The sequence below is a fragment of the Shewanella psychropiezotolerans genome, from assembly GCF_007197555.1.
In the GTDB taxonomy this organism is placed as follows: Bacteria; Pseudomonadota; Gammaproteobacteria; order Enterobacterales; family Shewanellaceae; genus Shewanella; species Shewanella psychropiezotolerans.
Map to the genome: position 1 here is coordinate 2,512,614 of NZ_CP041614.1, position 20,773 is coordinate 2,533,386.

General features: G+C 47.1%; 15 protein-coding genes. 12 read left to right on the plus strand and 3 right to left on the minus strand.

Translation table 11 applies throughout. The features are described from left to right. Positions 1 to 40: 40 nt before the first annotated feature. From FM037_RS11180 to FM037_RS11235, 12 genes are all read left to right on the plus strand, one after another. A complete protein-coding gene (locus FM037_RS11180) occupies positions 41 to 892 on the plus strand; it encodes a tetratricopeptide repeat protein (protein ID WP_144046063.1) in 852 nt (283 codons plus the stop codon). Between the two features lie 133 nt (positions 893 to 1,025). Continuing rightward, entirely contained in the window at positions 1,026 to 2,873 is a 1,848-nt protein-coding gene (locus FM037_RS11185) for a DUF294 nucleotidyltransferase-like domain-containing protein (protein ID WP_144046064.1), read from the plus strand. A gap of 338 nt (positions 2,874 to 3,211) precedes the next feature. Beyond that, complete coding sequence (locus FM037_RS11190; RefSeq protein WP_144046065.1) at positions 3,212 to 3,895, plus strand: exonuclease domain-containing protein; 684 nt, start codon at positions 3,212 to 3,214, stop codon at positions 3,893 to 3,895. An 87-nt stretch (positions 3,896 to 3,982) separates the two neighbouring features. Then, positions 3,983 to 4,558 carry a hypothetical protein gene (locus tag FM037_RS11195; protein ID WP_144046066.1) on the plus strand — a complete coding sequence of 192 codons (576 nt, stop codon included), beginning with the start codon at positions 3,983 to 3,985 and terminating at the stop codon, positions 4,556 to 4,558. Positions 4,559 to 5,025: 467 nt separating this feature from the next. After that, positions 5,026 to 6,570, plus strand: coding sequence for a Re/Si-specific NAD(P)(+) transhydrogenase subunit alpha (locus FM037_RS11200; protein ID WP_144046067.1), 1,545 nt, complete (start codon positions 5,026 to 5,028; stop codon positions 6,568 to 6,570). A gap of 14 nt (positions 6,571 to 6,584) precedes the next feature. Continuing rightward, positions 6,585 to 7,985: a Re/Si-specific NAD(P)(+) transhydrogenase subunit beta gene (gene pntB / locus FM037_RS11205; protein WP_144046068.1), complete on the plus strand. Its 1,401-nt coding sequence runs from the start codon at positions 6,585 to 6,587 to the stop codon at positions 7,983 to 7,985. 414 nt (positions 7,986 to 8,399) lie between these two features. Next, positions 8,400 to 11,240, plus strand: a complete 2,841-nt coding sequence (locus FM037_RS11210) for a xanthine dehydrogenase family protein molybdopterin-binding subunit (RefSeq protein WP_144046069.1) — start codon at positions 8,400 to 8,402, stop codon at positions 11,238 to 11,240. Continuing rightward, positions 11,237 to 11,770, plus strand: coding sequence for a (2Fe-2S)-binding protein (locus FM037_RS11215; RefSeq protein WP_152831367.1), 534 nt, complete (start codon positions 11,237 to 11,239; stop codon positions 11,768 to 11,770). Before FM037_RS11210 ends, FM037_RS11215 begins: the two co-directional genes overlap by 4 nt. Next, positions 11,767 to 12,999, plus strand: a complete 1,233-nt coding sequence (locus FM037_RS11220) for a c-type cytochrome (RefSeq protein WP_144046071.1) — start codon at positions 11,767 to 11,769, stop codon at positions 12,997 to 12,999. The genes FM037_RS11215 and FM037_RS11220 overlap by 4 nt, the downstream gene beginning before the upstream one ends. Continuing rightward, a complete protein-coding gene (locus FM037_RS11225) occupies positions 12,986 to 13,972 on the plus strand; it encodes an XdhC family protein (protein ID WP_144046072.1) in 987 nt (328 codons plus the stop codon). Before FM037_RS11220 ends, FM037_RS11225 begins: the two co-directional genes overlap by 14 nt. Positions 13,973 to 14,246: 274 nt before the next feature. Next, positions 14,247 to 16,277 (plus strand): PhoX family protein, encoded by a 2,031-nt coding sequence (locus FM037_RS11230; RefSeq protein WP_144046073.1) that lies wholly within the window; start codon positions 14,247 to 14,249, stop codon positions 16,275 to 16,277. Between the two features lie 408 nt (positions 16,278 to 16,685). Further along, complete coding sequence (locus tag FM037_RS11235) at positions 16,686 to 16,865, plus strand: hypothetical protein (protein WP_144046074.1); 180 nt, start codon at positions 16,686 to 16,688, stop codon at positions 16,863 to 16,865. 347 nt (positions 16,866 to 17,212) lie between these two features. On the opposite strand, the gene FM037_RS11240 is transcribed toward FM037_RS11235, so the two are convergent. The 3 genes from FM037_RS11240 to FM037_RS11250 form a co-directional block, all read right to left on the minus strand. After that, a complete protein-coding gene (locus tag FM037_RS11240) occupies positions 17,213 to 18,277 on the minus strand; it encodes a ketoacyl-ACP synthase III (protein WP_144046075.1) in 1,065 nt (354 codons plus the stop codon). Positions 18,278 to 18,371: 94 nt separating this feature from the next. Beyond that, the gene (locus FM037_RS11245) at positions 18,372 to 19,043 is read right to left on the minus strand and encodes a GntR family transcriptional regulator (protein WP_144046076.1); all 672 of its coding nucleotides are present in this window, start codon (positions 19,041 to 19,043) and stop codon (positions 18,372 to 18,374) included. Between the two features lie 117 nt (positions 19,044 to 19,160). Next, complete coding sequence (locus FM037_RS11250; RefSeq protein ID WP_144046077.1) at positions 19,161 to 20,726, minus strand: aldehyde dehydrogenase (NADP(+)); 1,566 nt, start codon at positions 20,724 to 20,726, stop codon at positions 19,161 to 19,163. Between the last annotated feature and the right edge of the window lie 47 nt (positions 20,727 to 20,773).

Sequence of the window (20,773 nt, forward strand, 5' to 3'; positions counted from 1 at the left end):
GAACGCTGAAGTGATGGCAATATTAGCGATGAAAAGAGTTATGAAGATATTAATTGGCGTATGTCTCAGTTACAGCCTATTTTGTTCAGGGCTTGCGGGTGCCCATGCCCAGCTCGATGTTCGGGTTCAGCATATGAATGACTTGCTTGCCCCTGATTTGAATGCCCAATTAGCCTCCCAGACTAATAATGCCCACCTATTGCTGCAGCGTGGCGAGCTTCATAGTGAAAATCATCATTGGGGCTTAGCCTGGCAAGATTTTCAAAGCGCCATGGATAGCACTGACGATGCCAACCTGCGTATCGATATCTGGTTTTACATGGGAAGAATGAGGTTGCAATCCGGAATGCCAGACGAGGCCTATAACTTGCTATCTAAGGTGATCAAACTCGAGCCAAGTTATAAGTCGGCCAGGCTCAATCTGGCGCGCACTTATATAGAGCTCAATGATTATAGAGCGGCCGTCGATGAGATGGATATTTTTATGAGCCTGTTACAGCGGCCCACCCCAGATCAATATATAGAACGTGCGAATATGGCAGAGCTGATAGACAATGATGGGGAGGGCTTGGTCATCGAGGGGCTTAATGAAGCTGTTAATCAGTTAGGCCCTATCGTCAGTCTAGTGGACTTGTTAGTCGACAGTTATCTTGAACAAGATAAGCGCGAAGAGGCGTTGAGGGTTATCGAGCTGTTGCCCCATGACGTTAATAGCTTGCCTCGTTGGCAACTTAAGAAAGGAGATATCTACCAAGAGCTGAAGCAATATCTTGATGCCGAAACTGCTTATAAATATGGTTTAAACAGTATAAGCCAGATGCCTGAACATCGGCGTTTAACACCTGCAATAGAGGATTTAAAAAGCCAGCTTGAAGCTAAATTCTTAAATTAAATGCTGTTATAAATTACCCTGATTGAGCTCTTCTTAAAAAATTGCCCACTGTGGCCATTGGTCGAATACCCTTATCTTGTTCAACTGGGTATAGTTTTGTTATCAGTCTCTTCCGGTTTTCTGGTGACAGTCTATGGATGCAAGTGAGCTACAGCCAATATCTCAATTTATTAAGGCCCAAGCGCCGTTTGATACCTTAACTGCAGCCGCCCTCGAGCGTTGTTGTAAAAGTTTAACCGTCGGCTATTACAGCAAGGCATCGGCGATAGTGCCTCTGGATGAAACCCATCCTCAGCTTTATATCGTGCGCAGCGGTGCATTTGAGGTGCGAGATGATGATGGCGAGTTAGTCGACAGACTCGGTGAGGGGGATTATTTTGGTTTTCTCTCGCTGCTGTCCGGTGAAAAGGTCAGTAATCGGGTACAGATATTAGAAGATGGTCTGGTTTATCACTTAGATCCCGATACGTTCAATTACCTTCGCGGTGAAAATCGCCACTTCGATCGTTTCTTCAATCGCGCTTTCGCGAAACGGCTTCGCCATCAAGGCCGATTTAAGGCAAAAGAATTGGCTACCACGAGTCGGGTAAACACCTTGATGTCGAAACATCCTTTGGTGATCGACAGCAATTCTACGGTTGGTGAAGCAGCGCAAAAGATGCGTTTGGCGCGGGTCTCCTCGGTGCTGGTTATCGACAATCATCAGCTGGTGGGGATCTTGACCGACAGAGACTTGAGAAATCGCGTGCTGGCTGAAGGGTTAGACGGGCATCTGCCCGTGCATCAGGCGATGACGACCCGGCCGAAGACATTGACATCAAGCTCCCTGGTATTTGAAGCCATGCTGCTTATGAGTGAGCACAGTATTCATCACCTGCCCATCGTAGATGAGGGAAAGCCCATTGGTATCATCACCAGCACAGATATATTACGTGGCCAAAGCTCCCAACCTTTATTGCTTATCGGTGAAATAGAGAGACAAGACACAGTTGAAAGTCTTATTAGCGTGAGTAAGCAGATTCCCTTGTTGCTGCAAAACTTGATCAGTGCCGATGCCAGAGCCGAAGAGATTGGCCGGGTGCTGACGTCGGTGACTGATGCACTGACCAGGCGCCTTATCGTGCTGAATCAGCAGTTACTGGGCGAAGCTCCCATGGCTTTTTGTTGGCTGGCATTCGGTTCTCAGGGGCGACAAGATCAGGCTGCGTGTTCCGATCAGGACAATGGTCTGTTACTCGCCCATGAACCCGATGAAGCGGCGGCGGCTTATTTTGAGGCCTTGTCGAAATCGGTCTGCGCCGGACTGGATCTGTGTGGTTATGTTTATTGCCCCGGGGAGATCATGGCGCAAAACCCCCAGTGGCGCCTCACTTTGAAGCAGTGGCAGCATAAATTTGAAACTTGGGTCAATACCCCTGAGCCTAAGGCACTGATGCACGCCAGCATTTTCTTCGATATGCGTCCTGTCTACGGCCCAAGCTCGTTATTTAATGACCTGCAAGATACCGTGCTGGCAAATACCAAGGGCAATGATATCTTCCTTGCCGGTATGGCAGGAAATGCCCTGACCGAGTCGCCGCCCCTGGGCTTTTTCAAGAAGTTTGTTTTAGAGCGTGATGGCCGTGAGGTCAAGGGTATAGATCTGAAACATAAGGGCAACGCGCTTATCAATGACATTGCCCGGGTCTATGCCTTGTCGGCCGGGATCAAGGAGGTAAATACGGCAAAAAGGATCCGAGAATTGATGGAGCTCAATATCATCAATCGCAAAGATGCCCTCAATCTGGCCGATGCCCATGAGTTTATCGCCCACATGCGCTTATCCAATCAAGGCTATCAAGATAAGCACTCACAGGAGATCACTAACTATCTCAAGCCCCAGCATCTGTCTTCTCTGGTGCGCCATCAACTCAAGGATGCTTTTAAGGTGGTTCATGATGCTCAGTCCGGCATTAAAATTAAATTTACCCGGAGTTTTTAAGGTGATTAATGAGGTGGTTCATGATGTTCAACTCGGCATTAAACTTAAATTTAGCCGGAGTTTTTAAGGTGATTAATGAGGTGGTTCATGATGTTCAACTCGGCATTAAACTTAAATTTACCCGGAGTTTTTAAGGTGATTAATGAGGTGGTTCATGATGCTCAGTCCGGCATTAAACTTAAATTTACCCGGAGTTTTTAAGGTGATTAATGAGGTGGTTCATGATGTTCAACTCGGCATTAAACTTAAATTTAGCCGGAGTTTTTAAGGTGATTAATGAGGTGGTTCATGATGTTCAACTCGGCATTAAACTTAAATTTACCCGGAGTTTTTAAGCCGTGATCTCTCTGCTGCTCAAATCTCAGTTGTGTTGGCGTGCCTTTCGCTGTCGCTCGGAAGTGATGAGGCAGTATCATCGCGAATTAATGGCCGTGATAAGCCAAGATGTCAGCCAATCTAAGTTAATAGCCCTAGATCTGGAAATGACAGGTCTAGACCCTAATCATGATCAAATTCTCAGTATTGGCTTAATTCCCATTGAAAATAACTTGCTGCTACTCGATAAGGCGGAGCAGAAGCTCATCAAAGTCGACGGCGGCGTGGGTCAGAGCGCGGCGATCCACGGCATCTTAGATAAACATTTGCAAGATGCGATAGACATAGAGGAAGCCATATCCTGGTTTCTTGAAAAGACACTCGGTAAGGTGCTGGTGGCTCATCATGCACCTTTAGATATCAATTTCCTGCAAAACGCCATGAGTAAAACAATCGGAGAGTCAGTTAAGCTTTGCGCGATAGATACCCTGACCGTTGAGCGCAGACGTTTACTGAGAAAGCATGATGTATTAAAAGAGGGGTCCCTGAGGCTAGGTGCGTGTCGTACTCGGTATGGTTTACCTGTGTACGCCGCTCATAATGCCTTGGTCGATGCCTTAGCATGTGGTGAGTTATTGCTTGCTCAGGTTGCAGCTATTGGCCAAGGAGAGCCATTAACGGTTGCCGAGTTACTTGCAATTAAATAACGCACAAACATACTTACAAAGTTCATATTCACATCTTTAGGTTAACTGACTAATCTCGAGTTAAGTTTTTATCTAAGAGGCTTATTTATGGCTTTACCTCTTCTCCTGGTTGGTAGTGCGCTGGGCGCGGTATTTTTGGCCAATGAAAGAGAGAAACGTCATCAGTTGGAGCTGAAGAGGCGCAGCGGCACAGTGCCGGTTCCCGAGGGTAATAATAAGCACGTGGGTCTTCACCCGAGTCTTTGGCAGGCGGGCCATAAGCGGGTTAAACCTTTACCCGGGACTATTATCTGTTGCTTTGTCTATGGCGTGATAGAGCACACAGGGATCTGGCTCGATGATCATACCTTGATAGAGCTCCATGGCAATGGTCTTATCCGCGCTGTATCGACCCAACGTTTCTTAGCCGGACGCACAGGCAGTAAGATCTATATCGCCTGCAGTCATGATCATCGACCGCTGGTGGATGAAGATGCGTTAATCAAAGCAGAGCAGGCTATTTTTACTTATCGGGAATATGACTTGTTTGATAACAATTGCCATCGTTTCGTCTGGTCCTGTCTCAGTGGCAAGGAGGAGTCATTACCGGGCTTTAATGATCTCAATAAACGCCTGTCAGTCCACTTTGGACAGAGTATTTATTGGGATGAAGCGATATTTTAGGATGATTTATCGATAACGCTGACTAAATTGTATTGTCCATTGTTCTAATATAGAAACAATTTTGCCCTAATGTCACTCCTCCTGATGTAGATGTAGTCAACTAAGGGGAAATTCGTTTGAAATTCTTCTTTCCATATGGATGAGATTGATAACTATTGTAAATAACTAATATCCGATTGCGATTGACAGCCCCGTACCATCAAAGATTCCTCATTATTTACTTGACCTCTGCTCCAATTCTTGAAATTTATTGATCCATAAGCCAAATATCTTGGTATTGTTGATTGGTTTTGTGAACATTAGCAACACGCCTTATTGTGCTTTTTGAGTCTGATACTGGCTGCATTTGACCCTATGCGTTGTTTTGTTATACCTAAACGAACTAAAAATAATGGCTATTGCGTGACTGAGTTTACATCTTAGGGATCTGCATTAGAAAACATCACTATCGCCACCAGGAAGACACTATGAAAATCGGAATACCAAGGGAGATCCTCGCGCAGGAGAGCCGGGTAGCCGCGACTCCAGCCACTGTGATACAGCTTAAGAAATTAGGCTTCAGTGTTGTAGTACAAAGCGGTGCCGGAGAACTAGCTAACTTCAAAGATGAAGCGTATCGAGAAGCTGGCGCCGAGATTGTTAGCCTTGAAGATGCATTTCAAGCCGATCTCATACTGAAAGTTAATGCACCGGCTATCAATAGTGATACGGGCGTTGACGAGGCCGATCTATTAAAATCCGGTGCGACAGTAGCAAGTTTTGTATGGCCGGCTCAGAATCCTGAGCTGCTAGAAAAATTCAAGGCTAAAGGCATTAACCTACTCGCTATGGATATGGTGCCACGTATTTCACGTGCGCAATCCCTCGATGCCCGTAGCTCTTTAGCCAACGTCGATGGTTACCGCGCCGTTGTCGAAGCTGCGAACCATTTTGGACGTTTCTTCACCGGACAAATCACAGCGGCGGGTAAAGTGCCGCCGGCAAAAGTCTTAATTATCGGTGCTGGTGTTGCCGGACTTTCAGCCTTAGGCGCCGCGGGAAGTATGGGCGCCATAGTGCGAGCCTTCGATACTCGTCCCGAGGTGAAAGAGCAGATTAATTCCATGGGCGCCGAGTTCCTGGAACTGGATTTCGAAGAGGAGTCTGGATCCGGTGACGGTTATGCCAAGGTCATGAGTAAGGCATTTATCGATGCCGAGATGGAGCTCTTCCGTCAGCAGGCCAAAGATGTCGATATTATTATCACCACGGCACTCATTCCCGGTAAGCCGGCTCCCAAGCTTATTCTTGAGGACATGGTCTACCTGATGAAGCCCGGCAGTGTGATTGTCGATCTCGCAGCGGCCAATGGCGGCAACTGTGAATTGACGGTACCGGGTGAAGTAACAGTGGTGAACAATGTGACCATTATCGGTTACACCGAGCTCTCCCGTCGTTTACCGACTCAAGCCAGTCAGCTATACGGTACTAACTTAGTTAACTTACTTAAAATTATGGTGCCTGAGAAAGATGGTAACTATGAGATTAATTTTGACGATGAAGTGATCCGTGGTTTGACTGCCGTGAAGGAAGGGGAAATCACCTTTCCGCCACCTGTGATCCAAGTCAGCGTTCAACCCAAAGCTAAGGAAGAAGCCGTAGTAGAAGTGGTTGAAGCTAAGCCTAAAAACCCATGGGTTAAGCCAGCTCTTGCCGTTGTCGCTGCGGGTCTGTTTGGCCTGATTGCCAACTCGGCACCGCTTGATTTCATTCAGCACTTCAGTGTATTTGTGCTCTCCTGCGTCGTGGGTTATTACGTGGTGTGGAACGTGAGCCATTCGCTGCATACGCCTCTGATGAGTGTGACCAACGCCATTAGTGGCATCATAGTCGTAGGTGCTCTGGTGCAGATGAACAGTGACAATACCGCTGTTTTAGTATTGTCGGGGATTGCGATATTGATCGCCTCAATCAACATTGCCGGTGGTTTCACCGTCACTCAGCGCATGCTGAAAATGTTCCGTAAAGACTAAGGGGAAAGATTGATATGTCTATAGGATTATTAAGTGCTGCCTATCTTATTGCAGCAGTCTTGTTTATCTTTAGCCTCGCAGGCTTAAGTAAACAAGAAACCGCACAACGCGGTAACTTCTTGGGTATGATCGGCATGGCCATCGCCATAGTGGCGACCCTAGCCAGTACTCAAATTGACGGTAATAGCTGGATCATTACCGGCGCCATGGCTATCGGTGCCGTGATTGGTATCCGTTTAGCGTTAAAAGTCGAGATGACCGAGATGCCAGAACTTGTGGCTATCTTACACAGTTTCGTGGGTCTGGCGGCAGTGTTAGTGGGTTTCTCGAGCACCATAGATCACGGCGCTTTGATGGATGCTATCACGGGGCAAATTGATCCAGTGGCTAAGATTATCCACGATGTGGAGGTCTTCCTGGGGATCTTTATCGGTGGTGTCACCTTTACCGGCTCAATCGTCGCCTTTGCCAAACTTCGTGGCTTGGTGAAGAGTACCCCTAAAGCTCTTCCTGGTGCTCATTGGCTTAACCTTGCCATGTTAGTTGCCTCTGTTGCTCTTGGTATTTATTACATGCAAACCGATGCCATAGCTGCTTTGGTTATCATGACGGCTATCTCGTTTGTATTTGGTTATAACTTGGTATCGGCCATTGGTGGCGCGGATATGCCAGTGGTTGTCTCCATGCTTAACTCATATTCGGGTTGGGCCGCGGCTTCAGCTGGTTTCATGTTAGGTAACGATCTCTTGATCATAACCGGTGCCCTAGTGGGTAGTTCGGGCGCCATCCTGTCCTACATCATGTGTAAGGCGATGAACCGCTCATTCATCTCGGTGATTTTAGGTGGTTTCGGTGCCGAAGGTGGTACTGTGGTTATTGGCGATGGTGAGCAAGGTGAGCATCGTGAAACTCAGGCTGAAGATGTGGCTGAGATGCTCAAGAATGCGCGCACAGTCATCATAGCCCCAGGTTATGGCATGGCGGTGGCACAGGCTCAATATCCAGTGGCTGAAATAACCAAGAAACTGCGTGATCTAGGTGTGAAAGTTCGTTTTGCCATCCATCCTGTCGCGGGTCGTCTTCCTGGTCACATGAATGTCTTGTTGGCCGAAGCAAAACTGCCCTATGACATAGTGATGGAGATGGACGAGATCAATGATGACTTCGCCAATACGGATGTGGTGCTGGTTATTGGTGCTAACGATACTGTAAATCCTGCCGCGAAAGAACCTGGCAGTCCGATTGCCGGTATGCCAGTACTCGAAGTGTGGAACGCCGATAACGTGGTGGTTTTCAAGCGCTCTATGGCGACCGGCTATGCCGGGGTCCAGAACCCGCTATTCTTCAAAGAGAACACTGAGATGCTGTTTGGCGATGCTAAGGATACAGTGTCTAAGATTTTAGCCAGCATCTAAGAGCTTCTGCCTAATTGTTAGTCTAAGTGTTAATCGATAAATGCCAGTCAGAGATGACTGGCATTTTTTATTGCAATAAAATTTACAATATCTTTTATTAACTGAACCTTAAAAAATTGATTTAAATCAATACTCAATAGATATCGCCTATTCTTATTGAGTTAATCACGCCTATTTCATGTCGTGTTTTTACTGGTAAATGTGATTTATATCAATATACTTACTTGGTATTCGACGTTTTCTAACTTAGATCTCTAACGTTAAGCACGAATATTTACTATGCCAATCCTATAGAAAATTAACCGTCAGCTTCATGATGAACTTTTCCGATTAAAGACTTTTTTGAATTTACTACTTACAGTTCATTCGATGGATTAGGCATGCCTGAACAAAATCAATACAAAAGGAAAGACTATGTCTAGATTCGATCTTTCGCGTCGCTCGTTTATCAAACAATGTGTGGTGGGCGGAGTCGCCGTCTACAGCGCGCCTATGCTGTTTAACGCAGGCAAGGCGAACGCGGCAATGATTTCTGATGAGTTGATGGAGCAGTGGAAAGGGACGGGTAAGCCTAAGTTTCGCCTAGATGGTGTCGCCAAAGTCACCGGGCAGAAGATTTATGGTCGCGATTATCGCGCCATGGACATGGATGGCTGGCCAGATATTCAGCACTATGGCTTTATTTTACGTGCTAATAAAGCGGATCACCGCTTTGAAGGCATAGATCTTTCCGCTATTCCGGAAAGTGCCAAGCCAAGCCTGATCATTACCTCTGCAACGCTTAAAGATGCGGGCATTAAATTGCCGGGCTTTTTCGGCGATAAGATGCTGCTAGCTAAAGGTCAAACGCCTGATTACTTAGGTCACGCCGTTGCCCTGCTGATATTCAATAACTTTGCTTCTTTTAAAGCCGCTAAGACCAGATTGCAGTTTAGCGATAGCGCCGTTATTTATGGTGAGAAAACGCCATTAACCAGTGAGAGCAAAGATCCCTTAGCCAGTTGGCGTATCGTTCGCTCTGAAGGGCAAAATGGTGCCAATGGCGTGGATAATTACAGCACCTTGAGTGATGGTCTGTTTTTCCCTAATTATGTCGATCATCAGGCGGTCTGGCCTACAGATGGTGATAAATCCGGTTCAACGGATCAGCGCGCTATCTATTATGCTAATGCAATGGCGAAACAGATGGACGAAGAAGACTGGTTTATCTTCGAGCAAGATTATCAGACTCAGTCTATCGAGCCCATGATGATGGAGCCTGAGGCGTTCAATGGCTGGTTCGATCGTGCCAGTGGCACTCTACACACAGTGCTCACTATTCAATCTCCCCATGATTTTTATCTGCAAGCCGGTGAGATGATTGAACACAGCCAATATAAAGGTCAGATCACTAAGCTAGTGGTGCATTCTCCCTTTATTGGCGGCGGCTTCGGTGCAAAAGATCATTCCATATTTCCTTATTATGGCCTGATGGCATCTCTGCTCACTGACAAACCTGTGCATATCGCCAACGATAGATTTGAGCAATTCCAATCGGGGCTGAAACGCCATCCGTTTAAGATGCACCATAAGCTGGCCATCGATAAGAAAACCCTTAAATTTAAGACATTAATCTCGGACATGGTGATTGATGGTGGTGGACGCTTAAACTTTACCGGCTCTGTGACTATGGTGGGTGCCAGTGCACTGCAAGGTGTGTATTATCTGCCGCAAAATGACATCACCGCCGTGGCGCATCCATCGCAAAATCCGGACTGTGGTTCGATGCGAGGTTATGGCACCTTACAGTCTATGTCATCTATGGAGATGATGGTCAACGAGTCGGCAGAGAAACTCAATGTTGACCCCTTCAAGCTCAGGCTCGCCAATCTCATGCAGCCAGGCTATCGTAACACCCAGGGTGCTATTCCCAATGGGGCGCTGCGTTATCAGGAGATGTTGGAGCTGGCGCAAAAGCACGATATCTGGGTTAACCGCGAACAGAAAAAACAGCAGTTTGAAGCGAAAAATCCAGGCAAAAAATACGGTGTAGGCTTTGGCATAGTCACCAAAGATTATGGCACCGGGGCTAATGCACCTTCGACCCAAGTTTCTATCACTAAAGAAGGCAAGATTATTATCCGTCTCGCTTCGATGGAGATGGGAACCGGCACAGACACCTCCCAAGGCACGCTCGTTCAGCAGTATTTGGGTAATATGGCCGATGAGGTATTCCTCGGTGAAGTGACGCTTTGGGATGTGATGAAGCTCAAAGAGACCGACTCTCCCTATTTTATCTCGCAAGATAAGCAAGATGAGATGCAGAAAGATCCTCGCTGGACGCCGTCTATCGCGATGGCCTCTTCGGCGTCTCAATCTTCATATTTTCAGAGTCACACCACAAGTATTGCCGCCAAAATTGTTTTCGAACAAGGCTTATGGCCCGCGGCAATTGAGATCTGGCGAACCCAATTTTTCAATAATGACCACGCGGCTCCTGACTTTACCGATGTTAACAATGCCCATTGGGTTGACGGTAAGTTAACGGCGGCAGGTTACCCACCACTGTCTATCGATATTCTTGCTCATAAAGCCCACACCATGGGACTCGTGACCGGGGTGATGGTTCACGCATTTAACCGTTGGTCTTGGGCCGAGAGTGAATTTGTCATCGAAGGCAAGAGTAACAAGTTATCCATCGATGCCTTAGCCCTTCAATACGGCAGTGGTGCCAGTGAAAGTAAGCAAGCCTTGATGGCCAAGAGCGGCTATCACTTACTCGATAGAACCCAAGTGAGCTACCCAGCGACGGCTATGAATCATGCCATGGTGACTTACTATGCACCGTGCGCCACCCTATGTGAAATAGCCGTGCAAGAAGGCAGCGGTGAGGTCGAAGTATTGGCCACCCATACTTGGCTGGAATGTGGTCGGGTAATTGTCGAGAAATTAGTCGAAGGCCAGATAGAAGGCGGCCTGGTGATGGGGCTGGGCCATGTGCTGCATGAGTACCTGCCATTGGGTGAAGAGGGCGCGGGTAACGGCACCTGGAACCTCAACCGTTATCAGGTTCCGCTGGCTAAGCATGTGGGTGTGTGGAATTTAACCCATACCATATTGCCGCCGTTGTCGGAGTCAGATCCGACCAAAGGCATGGCGGAAGTGGTGATGATCCCTATCGTTCCGGCCATCGTGGAAGCGGTTTATCAGGCTATAGGGACGCGTTTCTATCATCTACCTATCAGTAAGAAAGAGATTAAGAAGGCATTATCATGAGCACTATTGCACTGAGTATTAACAACAAAGCCATAGGTCCAATTGAGACCAGTGACGATATCATGATGATTGAATTTCTTCATGAGCATCTGAATATGACAGGGACCAAATTCGGTTGTGGTGTGGGTGTCTGTCATGCCTGTACTGTGATCGTCGATAACGAAGATGGCTCCAGTGAATCCGTGCGTACCTGTATCAATGGTGTGTCGAGATTTAATGGCAAGAAGATCAGAACTATCGAAGGTCACGCCAAGGAGAATGAATTTGGTGAGATCATTAAGCTGTCTCCGGTGCAGGAAACCTTTATCGAGAACTTCTCCTTCCAGTGCGGTTGGTGTACCTCAGGTTTCGTCAATGAGACGACTGTCTTGGTTGAGCGATTAAAGCTGATGCCAATTCGTGTGAGTGAGATTGAAACCGTAATCGAGAAAGCCTTAGGCGATCACGTCTGTCGCTGCACTGGGTATGTTAAATACTACAAAGCGGTGAAAGAGTTAATCTTATCGACAGAAGGACTCACACGCTCATGAAGATCAATTTAAATGCATTTACATTATCGGCGCTGTTTCTGGCCTTGCCTCTGACAGTCAATGCCGCGCAGGATGAGTTGGTCGAGCAGGGCAAGTATCTTGCGAAACTTGGCGACTGTACCGCCTGTCATACCATAGATGAGGGCCAGGCCAATGGTGGCGGTCTGCCATTTACGACTCCTTTTGGCATAGTGTATTCCACCAATATCAGCTCAGATGAAGAGTTTGGTATAGGCCATTACAGCTTGGAAGATTTTACCGATGCGATGCGGGGCGGTGTAGCACCTAAGGGGAATCTCTATCCTGCCATGCCTTACACTTCTTATCATCTGCTGATGGACCAAGATATCGAGGCCCTGTACCGCTATTTTTTGAGCACTAAGCCGGTGAAACAGAAAAACAGGGACAATGACCTGATGTTCCCAACCAATATTCGTTTTGGGCTTAAGGCCTGGAACTTGGTGAATCACGACTCAAAGGTCTTCGAGGCTGATGCTGATAAGAGCGAGAAGTGGAATCGAGGCAGCTACATCGTCAATGGCCTAGGCCATTGCGGTGAGTGTCATACTCCAAGAGATGTCATGTTTGCTATGGATCAGTCCAGGCATTTTGAAGGTGAGCTTATTGGTGGCGCTGAAGCGTCCGACATTACCCCGAAAGAGTTAAACCGTCAGGGTTGGACTAAGCAAGACCTTGACGATGTGCTACGTAAAGGTTACTCGAGAAAAGGCACTGTGTTTGCCGGCATGTATCCCGTTGTCTTCCACAGTTTTAGTCACCTAACCGAGGATGATATGTCGGCTGTGACCAGTTACTTATTGGATAATGACGCTGAAGTCACGGCTAAGAGTGATACCTTCAATGGCCACGATAAATCAGATCCAGGATATAAGCTTTACAGTGGGTATTGCGCCGGTTGTCATGGCATCAATGGTGAAGGAAAGCCCAATGTGAGCCCTGCATTGATTGCTAATGCCACCATAGACAAGGTGGTGCCAATCAATACCCTGTCTGTGATGCTCAATGGCGTAGAGGAGCAGAGATACAGTCATACTCATGGTTTTTATGCCATGCCGTCTTATCGTGACACATTGAATGTGAAGCAGTTAACCGAGCTGACTAACTACATTCGTAAGGTATGGACGAAGCAGTCATCGGATTTAACTGAGTCTCAGGTCCAGGGCTGGGTGGATAAGATAGAGGACAGCATTGCCGATGCAGCTCACTGATATCTCGGTATTAGAGACCGTATCTGATTGGCTTATTGATCACCGTCAGGTATGGCTCTGCACAGTTGTGAGTACCTATGGGTCTGCACCAAGACCCATAGGGTCCTTGTTTGCGACCGACGGTCAGTCTCGCGCGGGCTCTATCTCTGGGGGATGTCTCGAAGAGGCATTCCTTAAGATGATTAATCAAGGTGAGTTTACCGGACCTGCCTGCTTATTTGACTATGGCAAACACCATAACGAAGAGGGCAGTGTATTCGAGCTTCCTTGCGGTGGCACTATCCGTCTGCTCATAGAGAAGCTGACGCCGAGCCCAGATTCGATCAATCAGCTGTCGGTTTGGCTTAAGGCCGAGCAATCGTGTCTGAGCTATTGTCGCCGGGTTAACCTGGAGTCAGGTTTGAGCCAAATTGAAGCAGAAGGTCAATGTTCAAACCAAGCCGTGTCAGTGGAAGATAAATCAGTATCATTGCATTACGCTCAAGCCTGGAATGTCTTGTTGTTGGGGATAAGCCTGGTGAGTCAGCATCTGGCTCAACTGGCACGCCTTGCTGGTTACACGGTCAAGATATGTGATATTCGCAAAGATCTTGCCGGTGATTGGCAATATGCTTCAGTTAATGGTGGGGTGGATGTGAGCTGGCAATCACCTGATCAATTTGTCGAGCAAAATGTTAACTCCTGCTCTGTGGTTCTTGCTTTAGCACATGACCCTAGGGTGGATGATTTAGGCTTGATGGCGGCGCTGGAGTCTGATGCATTCTATATCGGTGCCATGGGCTCCAAACGCACCACGGCGACGCGAATAGAACGCTTAAAGCGTATCGGTGAATACAGCGAGCAGGATATCTCACGCTTGCATGCGCCCATAGGCTTGGACATAGGCAGTAAAACGCCTGTGGAGATTGCAATTTCTATCATGGCCGAGGTGATAGCTAAACGTAATGGTATTAAGTTAGCTAAGGTTAGTTAAGGTTAGCTAAAGCCGATATTGGTTTTACCTGTCTCTATCTTGTAGCAAAGCGGCTAATAATATTTAGTTGAATGTAATGTCGACCCACAAGGTCGGCATTTTTTGTCTACAGCCTAAGCGCTCTGCAAGCTGAATTCATATTATTAAGCTCACTAAGAGAGCGCATACTTATTTTTACGTCATAAATCTGTTTTCTTTCCGTCATGTTAGTGTCATCTATCCTCATTAGAGTTCAGCTCAGAATATGTCAGCAATTAGTCGTACTGAGGATATTATGAGTAAAGCAACCCACGATGGAAATGTGTATAACAAAAGCAATAATGAAGCCTTTTCTGAGGTCTTAGATAAGCACATCTCAAGAAGAAGCATGCTAAAAACCGGTTTAGGCGCAGCGGGTTTTTCACTCTTTAGTGGAATAGGCCTCACGGGCTGTTTTAGCAGCAGTGATACTAAGCCTGATCCAATACCAGAACTTAAATTAGGCTTCGACTCCATCGCAGGTGCCAAGAAAGACAGTGTCATGATTGCGAATGGATACTCGGCTCAGGTACTGGCCCCTTGGGGGACACCGCTCAACGATATGGCTCAGGAGTGGCAGAGTGATGGCAGTAATACTGCATTAGATCAAGCTAACTCGGTCGGTCAGAATCATGATGGCATGTACTTTTACCCGCTAAATGAATCGTCTACAGATGGTTTGTTGTGTATTAATCACGAGTATATTCAGCAAGCTGCACTGCACCCGAATGGAGCGAGTGTCGATCCTACCTCAGGTCTAAGAAATAGCGTCGAAGAGATCAGAAAAGAGATCAATGCCCACGGGATAAGTGTTGTTCGCGTTCAGCTTATTGATGGCAGTTGGCAAGTCATTAAAAACGATGAGCACAACCGCCGATTTACTGCAGCATCAGAAATGATGATTGCAGGACCTTTATCTGGACACGCTGAACTCGTTACACCTTTCTCTCCAACGGGCGAGCGCACCCGAGGCACATCTAATAATTGTGGCAATGGTTTCACTCCTTGGGGCACTTACCTGACCTGTGAAGAAAATTGGCCTGGTTATTTCGTCAACAAGGGTGAGTTAACTGAGCAACAACAAAGAATTGGCATTTCAACCAGTGGTGGTCGTTATGGCTGGGAAGATCTTGCCGGAGATGAAAGTGAGCAAGAAAGTGAGTTTGCCCGCTTCAATATTACGCCAATAGGGAATAACTCGCGGGAAGATTATCGAAATGAAGCCAATGGTTACGGCTTTATCGTCGAGATAGACCCTCACGATCCTCAGTCTGTCGCCGTTAAGCGTACCGCACTGGGACGTTTTCGCCATGAAGGCTGTGCTTATGGCAAGGTGGAAGAGGGCAAGCCAATTGCTTTTTACTCGGGGCATGATGCTCGCTTCGAGTATATCTACAAATTTGTCTCGGAAGCCTTGTGGGATCCTGCCGATGCAGATCGCAGCGATAGATTAACTGTCGGTGCTAAGTACATGGATAAAGGCACCCTGTATGTGGCGCGCTTCAGTGAAGATGGTGTAGGCCATTGGCTGGCGCTAACCTTAGAGGGTGAAACTAAAACTGGCGGTACTCTGGGTGATCATTTCGGCTCTCTGGCTGAGATTATTCTCAATACGGCTGGTGCGGCAGACTTAGTTGGTGCAACTCCTATGGATCGTCCCGAGTGGACAACCGTAGACCCAATCAGCGGCACCGTCTATCTGACTCTGACAAATAATACCAAGCGTGATGAAGTGAATGTGGCCAACCCTAGGGTGGATAACAAGTTCGGTCATATCATTCGCTGGAACGATAGCCAAGATAGTAATGAGTTTAGCTGGGATATATTTGTATTCGGCGCACCCTCAGATGGTGCGGATGATATCAATCTATCTGGTCTGACAGAGTCTAATGAATTTGCCTGTCCCGACGGCTTGGCATTCGATGCTCGGGGCATTCTTTGGGTACAAACCGATAATAGCGGGGCGATGGAAGTTAAAGACAAGACTAACGATCAGATGCTGGCGGTTATTCCGACTAATCTGGTCGATGCCAGTGGCGAAGCCGATATAATCCATACTGATAATCAAAACGAATTGCGACGTTTCTTCGTCGGGCCAAATGGCTGTGAGATCACGGGTCTCACTTTCACACCAGATCAGAAGAACTGCTTCTTGAATGTTCAGCATCCTGGAAACTGGCCTTATAGTATGGATGCCACTGCTGAGACCCCTGAGGGGCTGCTTGTTAGGCCTCGTTCTGCCACTGTGATCATACGCAAAAATGATGGCGGTGAGATTGGTGTTTAATACATTAGTGTAACCGTTAATAGTAAAAAGCTAATGGTGCTGGTAACTAGCCACTGCCATTAGCGATTCTCCTTCCTGCTCATTCATATCTGCCTATGCTTATTCTCTCTAGACCCTAGAGGGTCACTCGATCACCTTCCCCATTACAGACTACTTAAAATAGACTGTTGAATATTTTATACTATGATGTATTGTTGATTAGACACTCGTTGTGACTAACACTTAAGTTTTATTGTCTTCAAACTCAAGTTTTAATGTTAGATATTTAACAACAGATGAATTTACTGTCTAATTATTTTATCAGTTGGAATTATTTAGTACCTAATATCTATTGGTATAAGAGCGAACGCTAAATCTTCCTCAAGCTGACTTCGTGGGAAAAATATATAGGTATATAAAGGATGTATTATGAATAATTCAAAAAAAATAATCTTAAAGAACGATCAAAATAATCACCTGAATGACCAGATAGAAGGCTTTGGAGAGTTTTCAGTGATGAGTGCCAGTAAGAAAGAATATCAAGCTTATAATATCGAGGCTAACATGAGCGACGATGTGACCTGGAACTATGTGCGCGGCTATAACTAGGCTTCATTTCACTAGGCATTAGATTCGGGAGCTAGGAAACTAGGAGCTAGATGTCGGTTGATCCCCTTCTAGCACCATCTGACCTCTAGGGATGGAGGAAATGTCTATAGCTGTAGGGAACCGCTGAGACCATGGTGTCCGGGGATAACTTTTCAGGTAAGGAAGCCTTGTACAAACCCCCTCTAACACCATCCATAGTGTCCGGGGATAACTTTTCAGGTAAGGAAGCCTTGTACAAACCCCCTCTAACACCATCCATAGTGTCCGGGGATAAGTACATCCCTGTACAAAAACACCAGCCTAGGCTGGTGTTTTTCGTTGAAGCTTATTGATCGCTAAGTTAGCGGTTAGCCACAGAAGTGCTTAACGGCTTTGCTGACCAGTTCGATACCTGTCTTATCACAAGGGGGAAGCTCGGCATAACTCTCGTTAATAGGCGTGACCCTGTCACCCCATTTGATTAATGCAGCCGCCGAGGTGAGTCCTGCGCCGAAGGCACAAGATAAAATCGTCTGACCAGGCTTAATCTTGCCTTGTGCTAAAGCATCACAGATGGCGATAGGGATAGTTGCCGCCGAGGTATTACCATAGTTAGCTATGTTTACTATGGCCTTCTCTTTCGGGATCTTCATGCGGTTGATGAGGGTATCGATAATACGCTCGTTGGCCTGATGAGGAATAACCCAATCGATATCATCTTTAGATATTTCGCACTTCTCGAGTACCTTAGTGCTTAACTTACCCATGCCGGCGATAGCACGTTTGAAGATCTCTTGACCATTAAACTCAATATAGAAGTCCAATGATGAAGCTTCAAACCTGTCCATTGCCGTACCAAAGGTTGATTTGAGTATATCGCGTCCGGCAGGATCGTTGCTTAGCTCGTAGCCTAAAACGCCGATTTCTTCATCTGTTGCTTCCAACACGACGGCACCCGCACCATCACCGAACAGCACGGCGGTATCACGACGTGACCAATCTAAATAGAATGACAAGCGCTCGGCACCGATAACCAGTACCTTCTTGCACTGACCACTCTTGATCTGAGAACTCGCCAGGCCTACGCCATATAAGAAGCCACTGCATGCGGCATTGATATCAAAAGCAGCACAGGTCGCGCCTACATTGGCTTGAACCGTAGAGGCAATATTCGGGATCAAGGTATCTGGACTGGCAGTAGCAAGAATAATCATATCCAGCTCGCTACCCTCTATGCCCGCAGCGGCAAGTGCATGCTGCGCAGCAACTGAAGCCAGCTCTGAGGTGTTCACGTGACTAATATGACGTTGGCTAATGCCGGTACGTGATTTGATCCACTCGTCTGAGGTTTCGATGAAAGTGGATAGGTCATGGTTCGTTAATGTGGCTGGTGGAACGCATTTTCCCCAACCTGTAATCGTGGCGTACTGCATGTGCTTTCTCTCAAATAAAAAGGCAGAACCTGAGCTCTGCCTCATCTAACAAAATTAACTCAGCTTAGTGCATCTTAAGCTTAACAACCGTGACTCATTCCACTTGCTGAGCGACGAGATCACGTATTGCTTCGGCTGCATGCAAAATATGTGCGCGTAAAAGCTCGATAGCCTTGTCTGTATCTTTGTTTCTACAATAGGTCAGCAGATCTCGGTGATCTTGTTCAGCACGGGGTATTCCCCCAGCAAGCAAAAGCTGTAAACGGATATAACGATCGCAATTGGTATTGAGTCCGTGAACCACTTCTAGCGTGTGTGGACGATCAGCAGCCTGATACAGGCAGGTATGAAATTGTGTATTGAGTTCGCTCCAACTCGCTACAGCGTCTTCTTGTTTGAATGCCGACTCGAGTTCATCGAGTACTTTTTCAGCCTGAAGCAGATGCTCATCTTGTAAATTGGGAATCGCTTTAGCCAGTAGATCGGTTTCAATCAGGGCTCTCAGCTCAAATAACTCTGTGACTTGCTCGACAGAAAGTTCGGTGGCTGTAGCACCTTTATGGGGCTCAAATTTGACTAAACCTTCGGCTTCAAGTTGCAATAGCGCTTCACGAACCGGGATACGGCTGACATTTAATTCATCGGCTAGTGCACTTTGTCTAAGGGGTTCACCGGCAGCGATATCACCAGAAAGAATTTTTTCCCTAAGCACCTCAACAACGACTTGAGTTCGTGTTTTATGGATAATTGGTGTAGATCGGCTCATAGTTCCCGTTTTTATCTGTTCGTTATTCTATTTTATCCGACTAAGATTACCGTTAAAGCTTGTTAAAATAAAGGGAAACTGTGTTTCCCTCTATTTATTTTCTCATTTCAAGCAGGATTAAAAGCGGATGACTTTAGAAGCGCCGCTTTTTAATTCATCGGGAAGCAAGGATGCAGGCATATTCTGATAGCAGATTGGACGCTCGAAACGCTTCATGGCCTGACTGCCTACGGACGTTGTGCGGCTGTCCGTACTCGCAGGGTAAGGCCCACCGTGATTCATCGAGTGACAGACTTCGACTCCCGTTGGCATCTGATTGAAGATGATACGGCCTACGCTGAAGGCTACCGCCTCAATCAGTTGCTGATTTTGGATTAATTCAGCTTCATGGCCGTGAATGGTGGCCGTGAGTTGGCCTTCCAATTCAGTTGCTATGTTGAGCATCTGCGCCTCATCTTCACATTCTACGATTACTGCACATGGACCAAAGATCTCCTGCTGCAGTTCAGGCGTTGTCAGGTAATCGTCGGCATTGACTCGTACTGTCGTTGGTCTGGTTAAATGACTCGCTTGTGCCGATTGACCCTGTGCAACTAACGCCACACAGGTGTCTTTAAGCAAAGCTTCAACTTGGGCTTGATAGGCTGCGGCAATGCCTGGGGTCAGCATCGCTGATGCTGGCAGTGCAGCTATTGTATCGGACATAGTGGCAATATATCGGTCGAGTGCTGAACCTTTTACTGCGACCACAACGCCTGGGCTGGTACAAAACTGACCATGACCCATCATCATCGACTGGACTTGAGTCTGTGCCATCTGCTCTGCGTTGGCTGACAATATGTTATTGAGCAAGAATTGCGGGTTAGTCGAGCCTAATTCGCCATAGAATGGGATCGGCTCAGCACGTGCGGCGCACAGATCAGCCAAAATACGTCCCACCTTGAGTGAGCCGGTAAAACCAACGGCTTTTATGGCACTGTGGGTGACTAAATCTGTGGAGACTTGCGGCGCGGCGCCTTGCACTAAGCTAAATACCCCAGCCGGCATGTCACAGGCGATGATGGCTTTCTCGATGGCGCGGGTGACAAGTTCACTGGTGGCAGGGTGGGCAGGGTGGCCCTTAACGATCACCGGACAACCAGCGGCTAACGCAGATGCCGTATCACCACCTGCGGTTGAAAATGCCAGTGGAAAGTTTGATGCGCCAAAAACGGCAACCGGGCCAATGGGCAGTACACTCAAACGGCTGTCGGCTTTTGGCAGCGGGGCACGGTCAGGATTGGCTAAATCGACAAACTTTGGCTCCAGTGGCTCACGCAGTGTGCCTGCGAATAGTCTTAGCTGATTACAGGTTCTTCCCGTTTCGCCTTGAACGCGTGCCATAGGCAAGCCTGACTCACGGTTTGCCGCCGTGGTGATTGCCTCTATATCCGCTTCTAGTTCACTGGCGATGGCATCGAGAAAATCGGCTCTTTGACCCGGTGTCTTGGCTCTGTATTGGACAAATGCCGACTTGGCTGCTTTAGCTGCACTATCTATATCGCTTTGACTCGCACTGGCAAACTGCCAGTCTAGCTTGGCATTTGCGACCGGATCTAAGCTATTAAATGCATTAGCTTCACCAGTCCAGGCGCCATTGATAAAATGTTGGCCAGTAATTCTTGAAGTAACTGAGTCTGTCATATTGTTCCCTATTAGGTTTGTTGCTTAGATATGTATCCAGAAACAAA